Below are 15,929 nucleotides of genomic sequence, written 5' to 3'. Positions count from 1 at the left end.
CCTCAGAACTTTTGATATTCAAAATGCAGCTGCATGCTCATGCTGTCATCGACAGAGGTCCACGCGACGATGGTGATCGCCAGCAGGAGATAAAGGAAAAAAAGACGGATCGCGATTTTCATCATTTAAAACTCTGTGCAATAAAGCGAATCATAGGAACCCAGGCCAGTTCGGAAGGGTGCAAACGATCCCAGTTCCAGCCATTCTGATAAGGCATGGCGTACATATCTAAATAAGGGATCTGGTTTTTTTCCAGAATGGTTTTTATTTGTTTATCAACCGGACGGAAGGTATCGGTATTGTAAAGCGCCCAGGGGTTAACCGGGTCGACGATAGCAATGACCTGCACGTGGTGTTCCTTAAGCAGCTGGACGGTTTTACTGAAGGCGGCGATTTGCGCAGGCACAACCGGCGTGTCATCCCACTGCTGCCGCGTACTGTCCTCCTCGTAAATCGTTTTGTCCATCCACAGGGTGGCCGCGCTCTGCTGGCGTTTTTTATTTAACTCGCGCGCATTCGCCAGCTCTTTATCCCAGTCGGGGGCAATGTGGGCGGCTGGCTGCTGCGGCCAGGGCTGTACCGTCTGGGGCGTGATGTTGAGCAGCGCCAGCCAGTCGTTTTTTATTAGGGTGCAGACGTTGGCAAACTGGAAGCTCAGCTCGTCCCACATCAGATCGGGGTGCCAGCCAAAGACGCGCATTTGGCCGAAGGTTAAATGGCTTATTTCTTTACTATCAATATGCTTTAAATAATTAACCAGCAGCGGGCGCGCCTGCGGATCCTTCATCAGCGGATTAAAAATAGAGCCGGGGAAATTATCGGCATAGATAGCCGGTGGCAGCCCTTTTGAATAAAAGCTGTCAGGAGCCAGAAGCAAAACAACTTTACTGTTTGCGTTAAGGCTATTTTTAAAACGAGAGAACAGTAAAAATTGCGTTTCATCATCGACGAACGCATCGCCATACGCCACGACGGGTTTGTGTAATTGCTTATTAAAGTAATTATATACAGCGTAATGTTCATCTTCTGAGGTGGCCACCTCAGACGCGCCAATGAAGAAAATAGCATTCCCTTCTAAGGCATGGGAAATAGTCGCAATTTTTTCCGCTTGTTCTTTCGGCGTGCCCACCATTGATTTAATCAGCGGCTGGAAGGTGAGGGGCGGATTGAAGCTCGTCACCAGCGGGTGAACACAAAGGAACAATATGGCCAGGGTCGCCATCAGGATATGTAAGCAAAGCGTATTTTTGATTTTCATCATCAACCAGTAACACTGCATGGCAGTAATTTCTAAATCTGCGGGTACTCAGATTTATAACAATTACACAACAAATGACCGTTTATTTTTGTGGCATTCTATACCAGAGCGATTTAAAAGGATGAGCGTTGCTGTGTAACGGTATGTACAAGGGGGCTGTGACCGATGCGCGGCAAGCGTCTGGGTGATTTTTGCGCAGTCAAACGCCGGCAGGTCAAAATAGAAAAATTCCTGCTTTACAAGGGGCTAATAGATGTTTATAGTGCGCCTCACTTTGGAAGCGTGGCCGAGCGGTTGAAGGCACCGGTCTTGAAAACCGGCGACCCGAAAGGGTTCTAGAGTTCGAATCTCTACGCTTCCGCCAAATTTGAAAACCCTGCGATAGCAATATCGCAGGGTTTTTTCGTTTTACAGGGCAATCACCAGCTCCCCGGAATGGCTCCGCGAACAGCACAGCGCCACCTGCTGGTCCGTCCCGCCTTTTTCCGCCTCCGACTGCACGCTATCCCGGTGATCCACCACGCCGTCAATCACCGGCGTCAGGCACGCCCCGCAGATCCCCATTTCGCATGACAGCGGTACGTCCACGCCGTTCTCCTGTAGTACCTGAGCGATGGTCTTATCCACAGGCACCGGCCAGCGCTCCCCGGTGGAGGCGAGTTTGACCGTAAAGATCTCGCCCGCGTCACCGCGTGTGGCAGGGACCGCGGGCTGAAACGCCTCGCTGTGGAGATGGCCATCATCCCATCCCCTGGCCGTCGCCACGTCTTGCACTTTTTCCATAAACCCTGCCGGGCCGCAGATCCAGGCGTGAAGCCCCGCCTCAGGTGCCGGGAGATGCTCTGCCAGCGCCGTGCGCGGGCTGGCGGTATGAATCTGGCACTCACCGAACCGGGAGAGTTCGCGCGCAAAGGCCGCGCTTTCGCGGCGTTTGACGTAATAGTGCAGCGTAAACGGCGTTCCGGCCGCCTTCAGCTGCAGGGCCATCGCATACAGCGGCGTAATGCCAATGCCTGCCGCCAGCAGCAAGACCCGCTCAGCCTGATGCAGCGGAAACAGATTGCGTGGGGCAGAGATCGCTAATTTCTGCCCGGGTCGCAGCGTCTCATGAACGTAACGCGATCCGCCGCGCGAGGCGGTTTGCCGCCCCACGCAGATAAGATAGCTCTCGTCTCCACACGCACCGGTCAGGGAATACTGGCGCACCGCGCCGCAGGGCAAGTGCACATCAATGTGCGCGCCGGGCTGCCACGCCGGCAGCGCGTTACCGTCTTCAGCCACCAGCCTGACGGCGAGGCTTTTGTCGCCCTCGCGCCACAGCCCGTCAACAATTACGCTCAGCATATCGGCCTCCGTCATACGAGGAAAAATTCGCCAAAGCCCATCTTCTTCAGTCCCCGACGGTAGGCAATTGAGCTCTTATCGGCGGGAATATGGGCTTCCAGCGTCAGATCCAGCGGCAGACTTTCCGGGCGCTGGGTTTCGACCATCAGGCGATCCTCTTCAAAAATGCGCAGATTGAAGGCATGCACATCCTCCACCGGAATATGCAGGTCAAAGTTACGCGCGATAGGGGCGAACATGCGGGTGACGCGCGATGACACGGGCGACGCGGCGTTCATGATGACCAGTCGCGATTCTCCCGGAAAATGAATCGTCAGGGTGGCGGTAAACGGCAGATGCATTTCAAAATGGCGCAGCCACTGGAACCCTTCCGGCGCCTGCACGGGTGAACTGGCGGGATAGTTGCTCACGGAGCTCCAGTAATCGGCAACAAAACCGAACGGCGTCTCCTGCGGCTGATAGGTGGGGACCCGCTGATTATTGGGGTCGGCAAAGGTATCGGTGTGGATCCAGGCAAAGTGCGCCACGTCCAGAAACCCCTCTACCTGACGACCGGCAAAGCCGTTCACCTCAAACGCCGGGCAGTTGATCTGCTGAAATCCGTCGTCATCCCAGTGCGGCATGGTGGGCAGCGGCACAGGATTGTCCGGGTCAAACGCCAGGCAGGTCCAGATCAGGCCGAAGCGCTCCTCCACGGCGTAGTTAATCAGGTTCAGCTTCGCCGGAACGGGCTGGTCGGGGCTGGACGGAATACGGTTGCAGCGCCCGTCTTCTCCAAAGCGTAAGCCGTGGTAGGGACAGATAATCCCGTACTCATCGTGAAAGCCGAGCGTCAGCGGCACGCCGCGGTGCGGGCAGACGTCACGGGCGACCACGACCTGGTCCTTAATCCGGTAAATCACCAGCTGTTCATCCAGCAGGGTCGCCTTGACCGGCGCCGGACCGACGTCGCAGGCGCGCGCGACCGGATGCCAGCATTTCGCCAGGCGCAGCCAGTCCTCTGGCTCAAACGTGCAGTGGGCGGGTGGAGTCGGTTCTCTTTTCATCGTTGTCCCTCTTGCGTTCAGCCTAACGGGCCGCCCTGAATGGTCTCGCACAGACCGTTGATGATGCGCTCACCGGTCTCCTCTTTGAGCTCCTGATACCAGGCCTGCGTCAACGCCATGTCTTTCCCGTGGGTGACGTCGCAGCGTTTACGCGCCTTCAGCACCAGGTCGCGCACCCGGTCGCAGCGCAGCGCTTCGTACTGGCGCAGCGCCAGCGTAATGCTGTGGTTTTCACGCAGGCACTCACCCAGCACCACGGCGTCTTCCATCGCCGCACAGCCGCCCTGGCCGATATCCGGCGTGGTGCTGTGCGCGGCATCGCCGAGCAGCGCGACGTTGCCGCGCACCAGGCTGTCGAACGGCTCAATGTCGTGGATTTCAATGCGGTTGGTCGTTTCAGGATCCAGCGCCGCGATAAGCTTCTGCACCGGCGGCGCCCAGCCGCGGAAGTAGCCCGTGAGGTCGGCGCGCAGGGTGGTGCGATCCTCCGCCAGGCCCGCGGGCAGCGGTACGTCAAAAAAGAAGTAGAAACGTCCGCCGGAAACGGGCATCAGCGACACGCGTTTGCCTTCGCCAACGAAGGTGGTCCACTGGTGCGCCGGGGCGATCTCTTCGTCAATCTTCACCAGCCCGTTCCAGTTCACGTACCCGGCGTAGCGGCGCTCCGGGGTATACCCCAGCACGTACGGGCGCACGGCGGAGTGGCTGCCGTCGGCGGCAATCAGAAAATCGCCGGCTGCCGTGGTGCCGTCGGTGAAGGTCACGCTCACGCCCGCGCCGTCTTCGCTTACGCGTTCGACGCGCTTGCCGAACTGCACCCTGTCGGGCCCCCAGAAATCCAGCATTTCGCGCTGAAGCTCAGCGCGCGAGACGGGGCAGGGGCGCCCGCCGGTACGCTCAACCAGCGGGGCAAGGCTGAAGCGGGTCAGAGTCTCGCCGCGCCGGTAATCCTTGTAGGCCATAAAACGCATCGGACCGCCGTACGTCTCGATGATGTCGCCCATGCCGAGGTGCTGCATGCATTTCACGCCGTTAGGCCAGATGGAGATGGCCGCCCCGACGGGCCGGATCTCTTTGACGGCTTCAAACACGGTACAGTCGATGCCCGCTTTCTTCAGCGCGATGGCGGCACTCAGGCCGCCAATACCCGCACCAATGACGATTGCTCTCATGCTTCTCTCCTTTTGCAGGGTGTAAAGACATTCAGCAATTTGCGTACCAGGCTGCAGAGTGGAGAAAACGGCGTTGTGGGGGCGACGTTTGCACTGCTAAGGTGCGCAAACGCGGTGAGCGTGCCTTTTTTTGAATCAAAAATTTCCAGTTGAGCTATACGGAATCGACTGTTTCACGCCCGCGCTCAGAGTGGCGTGGTTTGTGCAACAGCCCGGAGGAAGACAATAAAGGAGACGCTATGATCGCACTGCACGACTTCAATCATCTTCCCCACGAAAAGGCGTTAGCGCTGATTCACCCCTGCGTGGCGCTCCCCGGCTGGGCCGATGCGCTGGTTCGCTGGCGACCCTACGCCAGCCGGGACGAATTGTTCAGTACGGCAAACGCGCTGACGCAAAACTGGGACGAAGCGGCGCTGGCGCAGGCCCTGAGCGCCCATCCGCGCATCGGAGAAAAGCCCGCAGGTTCACAGGCGGAGGCGGCGCTGTCGCGCCAGGAGCAGGGCGCGGTGAATGAAGGCGATGCTGCCCTTGCCCGGGCGCTGCGTGAGGGCAATGCCCGCTACGAGGCCCGCTTCGGACGCGTGTTTCTGATCCGCGCGAAGGGCCGCAGCGGCGAGGAGATTTTACAGGCGCTGCACGCGCGGCTGGAGAACAGCGACGCGCAGGAAGTCCGTGCCGCGCTGGAACAGCTGCGGGAAATTACGCTGCTACGGCTGGAAGGAGTTATTAGCGAATGAGCACACTCAGCACCCATATTCTTGATATCTCGACGGGCAAACCCGCACAGGGCGTGACGGTCCATCTCGAACGGGAGGGCGAAATCATGGCGACGGGCGTGACCAATGCCCAGGGGCGCATCGCCGCGTTCGTTCCCTCTCTGCCCGCAGGCCGCTATCGGCTGGTGGCGGAGATCGGCGCGTGGTTTAGCGAAACCGGTCGCGACACGCTATACCCCTGCGCGCAAATTGATTTTGTGACGGGAGAAGCGGCAGACGAGCATTTCCATCTGCCGTTTGTGATTGCGCCCGGCGGATGGTCAACCTACCGGGGAAGTTGACCACACCCGCTCGCCGTTGACCCAGGTCTCGCTGATGTTGCGCTCGTCGCCGAGGGTCATCAGCACAAAAAGCTGCTCGTAGATATCCTGACAGCGGCGATTGCGCAGGCGCTGCAGCGGCGTCACGTCAGGGTCGATCACCACGAAATCCGCCTCTTTGCCGGGTGCGAAGTTGCCAATCTTATCGGCGAGCCTGAGGGCGTGCGCGCCGCCCAGCGTGGCGTGATAAAACGCCTCGCTGGCGCGCAGGCGGTAGCTCTGAAGCTGGCCGACCTTGTAGGCCTCCCCCAGGGTGCGCAGCATGCTGAAGGTGGTGCCCGCGCCGACGTCGGTGCCGATGCCCATCCGCACCTTGTGCTGCCAGCAGGCGGGCAGGCGAAACAGCCCGCTGCCGAGAAACAGGTTAGAGGTGGGGCAAAACGCCACCGCCGAACCGGTGTCATGCAGGCACTGCCACTCGCTGTGGTGAAGGTGAATCGCGTGGGCAAACACGCTGCGCTCGCCGGTCAGGCCGTAGTGGTGATACACGTCCAGATAGCGCTCGTGCTCCGGCCAGAGGTCGCTCACCCAGGCCACTTCGTTGGGATTTTCGCTCAGGTGGGTCTGCATCCAGGTATCCGGGAACTCCTCTCTGAGCAGGCTGACCGCGGCGAGCAGCTCGGGGGATGAGGTCGGGGCAAAGCGCGGGGTAATGGCGTAGCCCAGCCGTCCCCGGTGGTGCCAGCGCTGGATCAGCGCCCGCGTCTGCCGGTAGCTCTGCTTCGCGTCTTCGCTCAGGTAGTCCGGCGTGTGTCTGTCCATCATCACCTTTCCGGCGATTAGGCGCATGTTGAGGCGCAGGGCTTCGGTAAACAGCGCCTCGACCGATTCCGGATGCAGCGTGCAAAACACCAGCGCGGTGGTGGTGCCGTTGCTTACCAGCTGGTGAATGAAAAATTCGGCGATCTCTTTCGCGTAGGCTTCATCGGCAAACTGGCTCTCCACCGGGAAGGTGTAGGTGGTCAGCCACTCCAGCAGCTGCTCGCCAAAGGCACCGATCATCTCCGTTTGCGGATAATGGACGTGGGTATCGACAAAACCGGGCAGCAGTAGCTTACCGCGCAGGTCGGTGTAGCCCTTGTGGGGGTCAAGATACTGCTCGCCCTCCTGCCACGGCATGTGCGCCAGAATTTTTCCGTTCTGTATAAACAGCACCCCGTCCTCAAGGTAGCGCGCGTGCCGGGCAATCGCGTCTGCGCTATCGCAGACCTGGGCAATATCAAAAAATGCGCCGCGGATCGCTGTCTGGTAATCCATCATGGTTCCTGCCTTATTGTGTACATAACGGGGTGATAAGGCGCAGCAAGAACGGTGCCAGAATGAACGGGCCGCAGCTAAGCTGCGGCCGGAAGGAGGAAGTTACTCTTTTTGCGTCGCCACGCGGGAGCTGAACGACGTCGCGCCCGCCGTCTCGCGATCTTCCCGCGCCAGCCAGCGGTAGGTCACGCCGCCGAGGAAGACGCCGATAAACCAGCTGAAGTTCGCCACCTCATGCAGGGCCGGGATGAAGCTAATCACCAGGCCCACGGCAACGGACGGGATCAGCGCGCCAATGGCTTTCGGGTTGAAGCCGTTGCGGTACCAGTATTTGCCCTTTGGCGTGTCGTCGAACAGATCGTCAACCGACACCTTGCCGCGCTTAATCAGGTAGAAGTCGGCAATCAGAATGCCGAACAGCGGGCCGATGAACGCCCCGAGCACGTCCAGGGTGTAGTGGATAAGCTCCGGCGAGTTGAACAGGTTCCACGGGGTGAGCAGGATCGAGCCGACGGCGGCAATCATGCCCCCGGTGCGGAAGCTGATTTTCTGCGGCGAGCAGTTAGAGAAATCAAACGCCGGGGAGACGAAGTTCGCGACGATGTTGATCCCGATGGTGGCGGTGATCATCGTCAGCAGGCCAATCGCTACGGCCAGATCGTTGCCCACGCGGCTGACGGTTTCGATCGGGTCGGTGATCATGCGGCCAAACAGCGACTGGGTGCCGGAGACAATCACTACGGTGACGATGGAGAACAGCAGGAAGTTAAACGGCAGGCCCCAGCGGTTTCCGCGGCGGATCTCGCCCATGCTTTTGCCGTAGCGGGAGAAGTCGCCGAAGTTGAGCAGCGGGCCGGAGAAGTAAGACACCACCAGCGCGGTCGCGGTGATCATCTGCCAGGTCTGCTCGCCCGCGCTCAGGGATTTGCTGGCGAGAGTGAAGGAAATGCCGTCAAAACCGGTCTTGTATACAATCCAGCCTGCGAGGGCCAGCATCACCACATAGACCGCCGGACCGGCGATATCAATAAAGCGCTTGATGGCGCTCATGCCGTGCCAGAAGACCATCGCCTGCAGCACCCACATGATGGCAAAGCAGATCCAGCCGAGATGCGACAGGCCCAGGAATGCGCCGGTAGTGAGCGAAGAGAGCGACGGCCAGAACTTGAGCGCCACCAGCATCAGGGCGTTGGCGGCCAGGTAGGTCTGAATGCCGTACCACGCGAAGGCGATCAGCCCGCGGATCACCGCCGGAATATTGGCCCCGAACACGCCAAACGCCTGACGGCTGATTACCGCGTAGGGCACGCCCGCCATCTGGCTCGGTTTGGCTACCAGGTTGGCGCACAGCTGCACGATGCAAATCCCCACCAGCAGGCACAGCAGCACCTGCCAGCTTGCCAGCCCGAGCGTAAAGAAGCTCGCGGCGACAACATAACCCCCCATGCTGTGAACGTCCGACATCCAGAACGAAAAGATGTTGTACCAGCTCCAGTTCTGGTCACGCGTCGGTGCCAGATCCTCATTGCAAAGACGTGGGCTGTAAACCGCACCGGAATCAGCGGCCGTACCCTGCTGCGCGTTTTGACTGTTTGGCATGAAACCTGCTCCTGTGAATGAAAACCCGTTAAGCGGGAGTGCAGACGGTGTTGCAGGATCCAGGCCAAAATAATAAATCTTGTATGCAATATTTTATTTTTATGTATACGATTCGATAACGAAGAGTAAAAGACGGAGTGATGAATGAACAACATAAACGCCCTGCAGACCGCGCCAGACCTGCATGACAAAGACGAATCGATCTTTCAGGCGCTGATGACCGCGATTGTCGAACATCAGCTGCTGCCGGGGAGCAAACTGCCGGAGGAGGCGCTGGCCGAGGTCTTTGGCGTAAGCCGCACGGGCATCCGCAAGGTGCTTCAACGACTCGCGGCTGTGCAAATGGTCACCTTAACGCCCAAGCGTGGTGCACACGTTGCCAGCCCGACGGTGGAAGAGGCGCAGCATATCTTCCGCACCCGCGCGCTGCTGGAGGTCGCCAACCTGCCGGACGTGCTGGCCCGCTGCCAGCCGCCGCACCTTGCCGCGCTGGAGGCCATTATTCGCCAGGAGCAGCAGGCGCACGAGGCGTACGACGGCCCGGCGGCAATCCGCCACTCCGCCAATTTCCACATTCAGCTGCAGGCCATCTCCGGCAACCAGGTGCTGACGGAGATGGTGACCGGCCTGAGCCAGCGCTCGTCGCTGGTGATTGCCACCTGGGGCGCGCCGTGGCGTCAGGGGTGCCGCTGCAACGATCACGAACAGCTTGTGGATCTGCTGCGCCAGAAGGCGCTCCAGCCGCTAAGCGATGCCTTAATGCACCATTTTGAACACATCGTTGCCAGCCTTTGCTTCGAGCGGGCGGGCGAGTGCCTGCCTGATTTTGCCCGGCTGTTTGCCGGCCACAAGGAGTCGTAATGTCATCTGTCTGTATACAAGTGATCAACCCCAACACCAGCCTCGCGATGACGGAAACCATCGGCGCGGCGGCCCGCGCGGTGGCGGCGCCGGGAACGGAGATCCTCGCGGTCTGCCCCAGCGCGGGCGTGCCGTCTATAGAAGGCCACTTTGATGAGGCCATCGCCGCCGTGGGGGTTCTCGAACAGGTTAAGCTCGGCAGAGAGCAGGGCGTCGATGGTCACGTCATCGCCTGCTTTGGCGATCCGGGCCTGCTGGCGGCGCGCGAGCTGGCGCAGGGGCCGGTGGTCGGTATCGCCGAAGCCGCCATGCATATGGCGACGCTGGTGGCGACGCGCTTTTCGGTGGTCACCACGCTGCCGCGCACGCTGATTATTGCCCGCCATCTGCTGCACCAGTATGGCTTTCAGGACAGGTGCGCGGCGCTGCACGCTATCGATCTCCCGGTGCTGGCGCTGGAAGACGGCAGCGGTGTGGCGCAGGAGAAGGTGCGCGCGCGCTGTATACAGGCGCTGAAAGAGGATGGCTGCGGCGCCATCGTGCTGGGCTGCGGCGGCATGGCGACGCTGGCGCAGGAGCTGACGCGCGAGCTGCGCGTGCCGGTCATCGACGGCGTCAGCGCGGCGGTGAAGATGGTGGAATCGCTGGTGGCGCTGGGGCTGTCGACCAGCAAGCACGGGGATCTGGCGTTCCCGGAGAAAAAAGCGTTAAGCGGACATTTTCAGGCACTGAATCCATTTTAATTTTTGGGGGTGGCAATGGGGCTTTTTGAACAGGATTACCCGCGGGATCTGCGCGGCTACGCGGGCAACCCGCCGCACGCGCGGTGGCCGAATCAGGCGCGTATCGCCGTGCAGTTTGTGCTCAATTATGAGGAAGGGGCGGAAAACCACGTTCTGCACGGCGATGCCGGATCCGAGCAGTTCCTGTCGGACATTATCGGCGCGGCCAGCTACCCGGATAAACACATGTCGATGGACTCCCTCTACGAATACGGCAGCCGCGCCGGGTTCTGGCGGATCCACAGTGAATTTCAAAAGCGCGGCCTGCCGCTGACGGTCTTTGGCGTAGCGATGGCGCTGGCGCGTCATCCTGAGATCGTCGAGGCAATCAAGGCGGCGGACTACGACGTGGTCAGCCACGGCTGGCGCTGGATCCACTATCAGAGCATGGATATCAGCCAGGAGCGCGAACACCTGCACAAGGCGGTGCACGTGTTGACCGACCTGTTCGGCAAGCCGCCGACGGGCTGGTACACCGGGCGCGACAGCCCCAACACCCGCCAGCTGGTGGTGGAGCACGGCGGCTTCGACTATGACAGCGACTACTACGGCGACGATCTGCCCTTCTGGACGGAAGTGGCCTGCAGCGACGGTACCCGTAAACCGCACCTGATCGTGCCGTATACGCTGGATGCGAACGACATGCGCTTCGCCACCGCGCAGGGGTTTAACACCGCCGAGCAGTTTTATACGTATCTGAAGGACAGTTTTGACGTGCTGTACGAAGAGGGGGAAAGCGCGCCGAAGATGATGTCCATCGGCATGCACTGTCGCCTGCTGGGGCGGCCGGGGCGTTTTCGCGCGCTGCAGCGGTTCCTCGATTACGTGCAGCAGCACGAGAGGGTGTGGGTCTGTACCCGCCAGCAGATTGCCGACCACTGGCGGGATGTGCATCCGTTTAAGAAGTAAGTGTGCCGTGTTTAGCCGGGTGGCGGCTGCGCCTTACCCGGCCTACGACTACGACATCAAACTCACCTGTGCCGCCACGATCCGCCATCCGTAGGCAAACCGCACCCACGTCTGCTGCTGGCGGCCAATGCGTTCCGCCCCCTCGCGGGTAAACTCGGTGCTGCACACGGCATAATCCTCGCCGAAGGTGGTGATGACGGTGTGGCGCAGCGTCCGTTGCAGCCCGGCGGCGGGGCGCGCCGCCCGAAAGGCGCGGATTTCATCAATCCCGTACAGGTTTTCACCCGCCCCCAGACGCACCGTGTTTTTGTCGTGCCAGAACAGCTCGTCCAGCACCGCAACGTTGTTGCTGACCAGCGCGTCTTCATAGCGGTAAAACGCGGCGGTCACCTCGGCGACTACCCACGGCAGGTTAATGTCATCGTGATTCATCATGCGGCCACCTCCGCCGGGCTTGCATCGGCGATGCCGCTCTCTTCCAGCACGCGCGCGACGCGCAGGCAGGCCTGCTCGTTAAACGGCGCGGCAATCAGCTGCAGGCCAATCGGTGCACCCTGCGCGGTACGCAGTGGAACGGTGGTCACGGGCAGGCCCAGAAATGAAATCGGCTGGGTCAGCATCCCCATGCTGGCGCGAATGGGGAGCGGCTGACCGTTAATCTCCATGGTCTGCTCACCCGCGAGCGTGGCGCTGCGCGGCGTTGCCGGAGCGATCAGCACGTCGGCCTGCGCGAACAGGGTTTTAAACGCCTGCCGGGCGTGCGCGCGAAACCGCTGGGCCTGAATGTACCAGGCTGAGGGGATCATCGCGCCTGCCAGCAGGCGTTCCCGGGAGTGCGGCTCAAAACGCTCGGGCTCGCGGCGAAGCGCGGGCAGGTACTGGTTTCCCCCTTCGGAGGCGCTGATGATAAACGCCGCGGAGCGCGCCAGCTCGGCGTCCGGGAACTGCAGCTCATCCTGCACGTCGAGCGCCTTCGCCGCCCGCGCCACGGCGTCTCTGGCATCCGCGTCGCACCAGGTGGTGAAGTAGCCGCCGAGCACCGCGCAGCGCAGGCCGTCAAGGCCGCGATCGAGCAGGGGGCGCGTCTGCTCGCGCGAGCTCTCTGCCTGAAAAGCGTCGCTGCTGTCCCGGCCCTGCAGCGCGTCGTAGACTGACGCCAGATCGCACACGCGGCGGGCAAAGGGGCCGATATGATCGAGGCTCGCGACAAACGGATGGCTGCCGGATCGCGACAGGCGTCCAAAGGTGGGCTTCAGGCCGTAGATGCCGCACAGGGAGGCCGGAACGCGAATCGAGCCGTTGGTGTCGGTGCCGAGCGAAAAGTGCACCAGCCCGGCGGCCACGGCGGCGGCCGAGCCCCCGGACGAGCCGCCCGCAATGCGCGCCAGATCGTGCGGGTTACGCGTCGTGCCGTAGTGGCTGTTTTCGGTCGTGAAGCCGTAGGCGTAGGCGTCCATATTCACCATCCCGGTCAGCAGCCCGCCCGCGCTGCGCAGCTGGCGCACCGCGAAGCTGTCAGCGGCCGCGGCGGGGCGCTGGCTGAACAGCTCTGCCCCGGCAAGGGTGGTGTGGCCGGCAACGTCGAACAGGTTTTTTACCGCGTAGGGCACGCCTGCCAGCGGGGGCAGGGGGCGCTTTTCGCGGCGCAGGGTATCGATGCTCTCGGCCTCGGCGAGCATGCGCGCTTCCGTCACGGCGGTCCAGGCGCCGATCTGCGGGTTAAAGCGCGCAATCGCCTCCAGCGTCTGGCGGGCAATCTCGCGAGCGCTCAGCTCGCCCGCGCCCAGCGCATGCTGGATCGCGCTGATACTCATCTCGTGTAGCCTCATGCTTTGTACACTCCTGCGATCTCCAGACGGTCATCGAGCGGCAGCGCCATCAGCGGGGCGGCCATGTTTGCTATGCGGCTGAACTGCACCTGCAGCTCGGCGCGGCGGGCATCGTCCAGCGTCACGCCGAGCACGGACTCCATTTGCGCCAGATACGCCTGCCAGTCGGGTTGTTGTGTCGTCATAGTTTTCTCCTCAGAATCCGGCGGCCGCGCCGTTGCTGCGCGGGTCAAATGCCCCTTCGAACAGCCCGTTGGGGTGGCGGACAATCGCGCCCGCGTGGCCCATCGCTTCGCTGAAGTCAGGGAACATTTCCACCTCGTGCCCGAGTGCCTGAAGCCGTGAGACCGTCTCAGCGGTAAAGCGTCCTTCCAGCTTTAACGTGTCCGAGGTTTGTCCCCAGGTGCGCCCCAGCAGCCAGCGCGGGCGGGAAATGCTCTCCTGTAAAGGCACGCCCTGAATCGCGTAGCGGGTAAAAAGCGCGGCCTGGGTTTGCGGCTGTCCGTCACCGCCCATCGATCCGTAGACCATCACGCGCCCGTCCTTAAGGCGCGCCGCCGCCGGGTTCAGGGTATGGAAAGGCTGTTTGCCCGGCGCGAGGGCCAGAAGATGATTGGGATCGAGGCTGAACGATGCGCCCCGGTTCTGCCAGACGATGCCGGTGTCGGGCAGCACAACGCCGCTGCCGAACTCGTGATAGATACTCTGGATAAACGACACGGCAAGCCCGCTGTTATCCATCACTCCCATCCACACCGTATCACCGGGGCCTTTTCCGATGCCCCACGGCGCGGCGCGGCCGTCGTCAACCCTGTCGGCAAGCGCCTGCAGGGCGGCGGGATCCAGCAGACCCTGAATATCGGTTTTCAGCTCGCGCGGGTCGGTGATGTGGGCATCGCGCAGGCCAAAGGCCAGCTTGGTGGCTTCAACGATGCGGTGAATGGTGTCGGCGTCGTCGGCCTCGGCCATGTTCAGGCGGTCGGTGATGCCGAGTATCGCCAGCGAGACCAGCCCCTGCGTCGGCGGGGCATGGTTAAAGATCTCCCCCTGCTGATGCTGCAGCGTCAGCGGCGCGGTTCGCCGGGCAGCGTGCGCGTTAAGATCGGCCAGCGTCACGGGCAGGCCCAGCGTCTCCATGCCGTGCGCCATCACGTCCGCCAGCGGGCCGCGGTAAAAGCTGTCCAGACCGTCTTCCGCCAGGCGCGTCAACGTCGTGGCCATGGCGGGCTGGTAAAAGCGGCTCCCGACCTGCGGCGGCTTACCGTCCACCAGCCAGGTTTCCGCGAAGCCGGGAACGTCCTTCAGCTCGTCGAATTTGCTGGCCGTGGCATGGGCCTGAGAGGCCGTAACCGGCGTGCCGTTTTGCGCATAGTCAATGGCGTCGGCCAGCAGGCGGGCCAGCGGCAGCGCCTTGCCGGTCAACTCGCGCGAGACCTTCAGCGCCTCGTCCCAGCCGCTCACCGTGCCGGCGACGGTCAGCGCCGCGCGGGGGCCGCGATGGGGGATATGCGCCAGACCGTCGTAGGCGGCGAGCGTCGCGCGCGATCCCGCCGCGCCGCTGGCATCAATGGCGACAGGTTCGCCTTCCGGCGGCACGATAAGCCAGAAGCCATCGCCGCCCAGCCCGTTCATGTGCGGATAAACCACGGCAACGGTGGCCGCCGCGGCGACCATCGCCTCTATCGCGCTGCCGCCTTCGCGCAGCACAGCCAGCGCGCTCTGGCTGGCAAGATGGTGGGGCGCAACGGCCATGCCGTGCGTGGAAACATTACTTTGCATAGAGAGTCCTCGTAACCCTGAAAGTCACAAGGCGCTGCAAAAGCTGTTCCAGTTCTGAAAGAAAAGTTTCAGTAAACTGGCACGTATAATGAATACGCATAATAAAAGGTACAATGTGATGAAACAAAAGTTACAGAGGCGCTATGGAACAACTGGATGAACGTCTGAAAGCACAGTACCCCTCGCTGTCGCCGCAGGAGCAGCGGGTGGCGGACTTTATTTTCGATCATTTTGACGATCTCATTAGCTACAACAGCGCCGAGCTGGCGCAGCTGAGCGGGGTGTCGAAAGCCACGGTTAGCCGCCTGTTTAAGCGTCTGGGCTATGAGAAATATAAGGACATGCGCGACGAGCTGCGCACCCTGCGCCAGAGCGGGATGCCGCTCACCGATAACCGCGACGCGGTTCAGGGGAACACGCTGCTGGCGCGCCACTATAAGCAGGAGATGGCGAACCTGACCCAGTGGGTCAATGCCCTCGACGCGCAGCAGTTTGCCGACGCGATGGCCTGCATGGTGAAGGCGCGGCGCATCGTCATTATCGGCATGCGTAACGCCTATCCGGCGGCGCTGCACCTGCGCCAGCAGCTGCTGCAGGCGCGCGGTCAGGTGCTGGTCCTGCCGCAGCCGGGGCAGAGCCTGAGCGAGGAGCTGGTGGATTTAACGCCGGACGATCTGGTGGTCATGATGGCCTTTCGCCGCCGCCCGCGCATCATCCGCCCGCTGATGCAGCAGCTTCAGAGCGGCGGTATTCCGGTGCTGCTGATGTGCGAGCCGCAGGCGCACAGCCTGTTTCCGCTGGCGAGCTGGCAGCTCTGCGCCCCGCTGGACAGCGTCTCGGCCTATGACAGCTACTCCTCGGTCAATAGCCTGATTAACCTGCTGGCGAATGCCTTCCTGCATGACAGTCTCGATAAAGGCCGTCCGCGCATTCACGAGATTGCCTCCCTTTACCAGCAGCTGGACGAACTCGAACAGCGATAATGGGGCATCAG

The 15,929-nt window shown here is 61.6% G+C and carries 16 protein-coding genes, 1 tRNA gene and 1 pseudogene; 7 read left to right on the top strand and 11 right to left on the bottom strand.

All coding sequences use genetic code 11. The features are described from left to right. Positions 1–2 precede the first annotated feature (2 nt). Positions 3–125, bottom strand: a complete 123-nt coding sequence (locus AC27FC_RS12360) for a hypothetical protein (protein WP_023335174.1) — start codon at positions 123–125, stop codon at positions 3–5. After that, entirely contained in the window at positions 122–1,258 is a 1,137-nt protein-coding gene (locus tag AC27FC_RS12355) for a D-alanyl-lipoteichoic acid biosynthesis protein DltD (protein ID WP_196354807.1), read from the bottom strand. Before AC27FC_RS12355 ends, AC27FC_RS12360 begins: the two co-directional genes overlap by 4 nt. Positions 1,259–1,534: 276 nt before the next feature. On the opposite strand from AC27FC_RS12355, the gene AC27FC_RS12350 reads away from it, so the two are divergent. Beyond that, positions 1,535–1,622 (top strand) — tRNA-Ser (locus AC27FC_RS12350). A 44-nt stretch (positions 1,623–1,666) separates the two neighbouring features. Here the strand turns inward: AC27FC_RS12350 and AC27FC_RS12345 are convergent. Genes AC27FC_RS12345 through hpxO form a run of 3 tightly spaced genes read right to left on the bottom strand, consistent with a single transcriptional unit; the run spans position 1,667 to position 4,820 of the window. Next, positions 1,667–2,602, bottom strand: coding sequence for a PDR/VanB family oxidoreductase (locus AC27FC_RS12345; protein WP_196354636.1), 936 nt, complete (start codon positions 2,600–2,602; stop codon positions 1,667–1,669). Between the two features lie 11 nt (positions 2,603–2,613). Continuing rightward, positions 2,614–3,648, bottom strand: a complete 1,035-nt coding sequence (gene hpxD / locus AC27FC_RS12340) for a molybdenum cofactor-independent xanthine hydroxylase subunit HpxD (RefSeq protein ID WP_196354634.1) — start codon at positions 3,646–3,648, stop codon at positions 2,614–2,616. Between the two features lie 17 nt (positions 3,649–3,665). Beyond that, complete coding sequence (hpxO, locus tag AC27FC_RS12335; RefSeq protein ID WP_196354632.1) at positions 3,666–4,820, bottom strand: FAD-dependent urate hydroxylase HpxO; 1,155 nt, start codon at positions 4,818–4,820, stop codon at positions 3,666–3,668. Positions 4,821–5,059: 239 nt separating this feature from the next. On the opposite strand from hpxO, the gene uraD reads away from it, so the two are divergent. Both uraD and uraH read left to right on the top strand, forming a co-directional pair. Continuing rightward, the gene (uraD, locus tag AC27FC_RS12330) at positions 5,060–5,560 is read left to right on the top strand and encodes a 2-oxo-4-hydroxy-4-carboxy-5-ureidoimidazoline decarboxylase (protein ID WP_196354630.1); all 501 of its coding nucleotides are present in this window, start codon (positions 5,060–5,062) and stop codon (positions 5,558–5,560) included. After that, complete coding sequence (uraH, locus tag AC27FC_RS12325) at positions 5,557–5,880, top strand: hydroxyisourate hydrolase (RefSeq protein WP_196354629.1); 324 nt, start codon at positions 5,557–5,559, stop codon at positions 5,878–5,880. The genes uraD and uraH overlap by 4 nt, the downstream gene beginning before the upstream one ends. On the opposite strand, the gene guaD is transcribed toward uraH, so the two are convergent. Continuing rightward, entirely contained in the window at positions 5,860–7,179 is a 1,320-nt protein-coding gene (guaD, locus tag AC27FC_RS12320) for a guanine deaminase (protein WP_196354627.1), read from the bottom strand. The genes uraH and guaD overlap by 21 nt on opposite strands. Before the next feature lie 99 nt (positions 7,180–7,278). Next, positions 7,279–8,775: an NCS1 family nucleobase:cation symporter-1 gene (locus AC27FC_RS12315; RefSeq protein WP_029741848.1), complete on the bottom strand. Its 1,497-nt coding sequence runs from the start codon at positions 8,773–8,775 to the stop codon at positions 7,279–7,281. A gap of 144 nt (positions 8,776–8,919) precedes the next feature. Here AC27FC_RS12315 and AC27FC_RS12310 point away from each other — a divergent pair, with 144 nt between their 5' ends. The 3 genes and pseudogenes from AC27FC_RS12310 (at position 8,920) to puuE (ending at position 11,327) form a co-directional block, all read left to right on the top strand. Next, positions 8,920–9,636, top strand: a complete 717-nt coding sequence (locus AC27FC_RS12310; protein WP_010429412.1) for a GntR family transcriptional regulator — start codon at positions 8,920–8,922, stop codon at positions 9,634–9,636. Next, positions 9,636–10,510, top strand: a pseudogene (hpxA, locus tag AC27FC_RS12305) (allantoin racemase). The gene AC27FC_RS12310 and the pseudogene hpxA overlap by 1 nt, the downstream one beginning before the upstream one ends. Further along, on the top strand, positions 10,428–11,327 hold the full coding sequence (gene puuE / locus AC27FC_RS12300; protein WP_224435153.1) for an allantoinase PuuE: 900 nt from the start codon (positions 10,428–10,430) through the stop codon (positions 11,325–11,327). The pseudogene hpxA and the gene puuE overlap by 83 nt, the downstream one beginning before the upstream one ends. 48 nt (positions 11,328–11,375) lie before the next feature. Here puuE and hpxZ read toward each other — a convergent pair whose 3' ends face one another. Genes hpxZ through hpxW form a run of 4 tightly spaced genes read right to left on the bottom strand, consistent with a single transcriptional unit; the run spans position 11,376 to position 14,935 of the window. Next, on the bottom strand, positions 11,376–11,762 hold the full coding sequence (hpxZ, locus tag AC27FC_RS12295; protein ID WP_196354625.1) for an oxalurate catabolism protein HpxZ: 387 nt from the start codon (positions 11,760–11,762) through the stop codon (positions 11,376–11,378). Next, the gene (locus AC27FC_RS12290; protein WP_196354623.1) at positions 11,759–13,156 is read right to left on the bottom strand and encodes an AtzE family amidohydrolase; all 1,398 of its coding nucleotides are present in this window, start codon (positions 13,154–13,156) and stop codon (positions 11,759–11,761) included. The genes hpxZ and AC27FC_RS12290 overlap by 4 nt, the downstream gene beginning before the upstream one ends. Further along, positions 13,153–13,341: an oxalurate catabolism protein HpxX gene (gene hpxX / locus AC27FC_RS12285; RefSeq protein WP_033145148.1), complete on the bottom strand. Its 189-nt coding sequence runs from the start codon at positions 13,339–13,341 to the stop codon at positions 13,153–13,155. Before hpxX ends, AC27FC_RS12290 begins: the two co-directional genes overlap by 4 nt. Positions 13,342–13,351: 10 nt before the next feature. Then, positions 13,352–14,935: an oxamate amidohydrolase gene (gene hpxW, locus AC27FC_RS12280; protein ID WP_196354621.1), complete on the bottom strand. Its 1,584-nt coding sequence runs from the start codon at positions 14,933–14,935 to the stop codon at positions 13,352–13,354. A 143-nt stretch (positions 14,936–15,078) separates the two neighbouring features. Between hpxW and hpxU the strand changes: the two genes are divergently transcribed. Then, the gene (hpxU, locus tag AC27FC_RS12275) at positions 15,079–15,918 is read left to right on the top strand and encodes a MurR/RpiR family transcriptional regulator HpxU (protein WP_087822306.1); all 840 of its coding nucleotides are present in this window, start codon (positions 15,079–15,081) and stop codon (positions 15,916–15,918) included. The last annotated feature ends 11 nt before the right edge of the window (positions 15,919–15,929 follow it).

This window comes from Enterobacter sp. C3_dUdeg, from assembly GCF_057536195.1.
Note: the sequence above shows the minus strand (reverse complement) of the source record. Positions and strands in the feature narration are given on the sequence as shown.

Bases quoted from the DNA above. Each gene is read 5' to 3' on its own strand.
- AC27FC_RS12360 (WP_023335174.1), bottom strand. From the start codon at position 125: ATGATGAAAATCGCGATCCGTCTTTTTTTCCTTTATCTCCTGCTGGCG.
- AC27FC_RS12355 (WP_196354807.1), bottom strand. From the start codon at position 1,258: ATGAAAATCAAAAATACGCTTTGCTTACATATCCTGATGGCGACCCTG.
- AC27FC_RS12345 (WP_196354636.1), bottom strand. From the start codon at position 2,602: ATGCTGAGCGTAATTGTTGACGGGCTGTGGCGCGAGGGCGACAAAAGC.
- hpxD (WP_196354634.1), bottom strand. From the start codon at position 3,648: ATGAAAAGAGAACCGACTCCACCCGCCCACTGCACGTTTGAGCCAGAG.
- hpxO (WP_196354632.1), bottom strand. From the start codon at position 4,820: ATGAGAGCAATCGTCATTGGTGCGGGTATTGGCGGCCTGAGTGCCGCC.
- uraD (WP_196354630.1), top strand. From the start codon at position 5,060: ATGATCGCACTGCACGACTTCAATCATCTTCCCCACGAAAAGGCGTTA.
- uraH (WP_196354629.1), top strand. From the start codon at position 5,557: ATGAGCACACTCAGCACCCATATTCTTGATATCTCGACGGGCAAACCC.
- guaD (WP_196354627.1), bottom strand. From the start codon at position 7,179: ATGATGGATTACCAGACAGCGATCCGCGGCGCATTTTTTGATATTGCC.
- AC27FC_RS12315 (WP_029741848.1), bottom strand. From the start codon at position 8,775: ATGCCAAACAGTCAAAACGCGCAGCAGGGTACGGCCGCTGATTCCGGT.
- AC27FC_RS12310 (WP_010429412.1), top strand. From the start codon at position 8,920: ATGAACAACATAAACGCCCTGCAGACCGCGCCAGACCTGCATGACAAA.
- hpxZ (WP_196354625.1), bottom strand. From the start codon at position 11,762: ATGATGAATCACGATGACATTAACCTGCCGTGGGTAGTCGCCGAGGTG.
- AC27FC_RS12290 (WP_196354623.1), bottom strand. From the start codon at position 13,156: ATGAGGCTACACGAGATGAGTATCAGCGCGATCCAGCATGCGCTGGGC.
- hpxX (WP_033145148.1), bottom strand. From the start codon at position 13,341: ATGACGACACAACAACCCGACTGGCAGGCGTATCTGGCGCAAATGGAG.
- hpxW (WP_196354621.1), bottom strand. From the start codon at position 14,935: ATGCAAAGTAATGTTTCCACGCACGGCATGGCCGTTGCGCCCCACCAT.
- hpxU (WP_087822306.1), top strand. From the start codon at position 15,079: ATGGAACAACTGGATGAACGTCTGAAAGCACAGTACCCCTCGCTGTCG.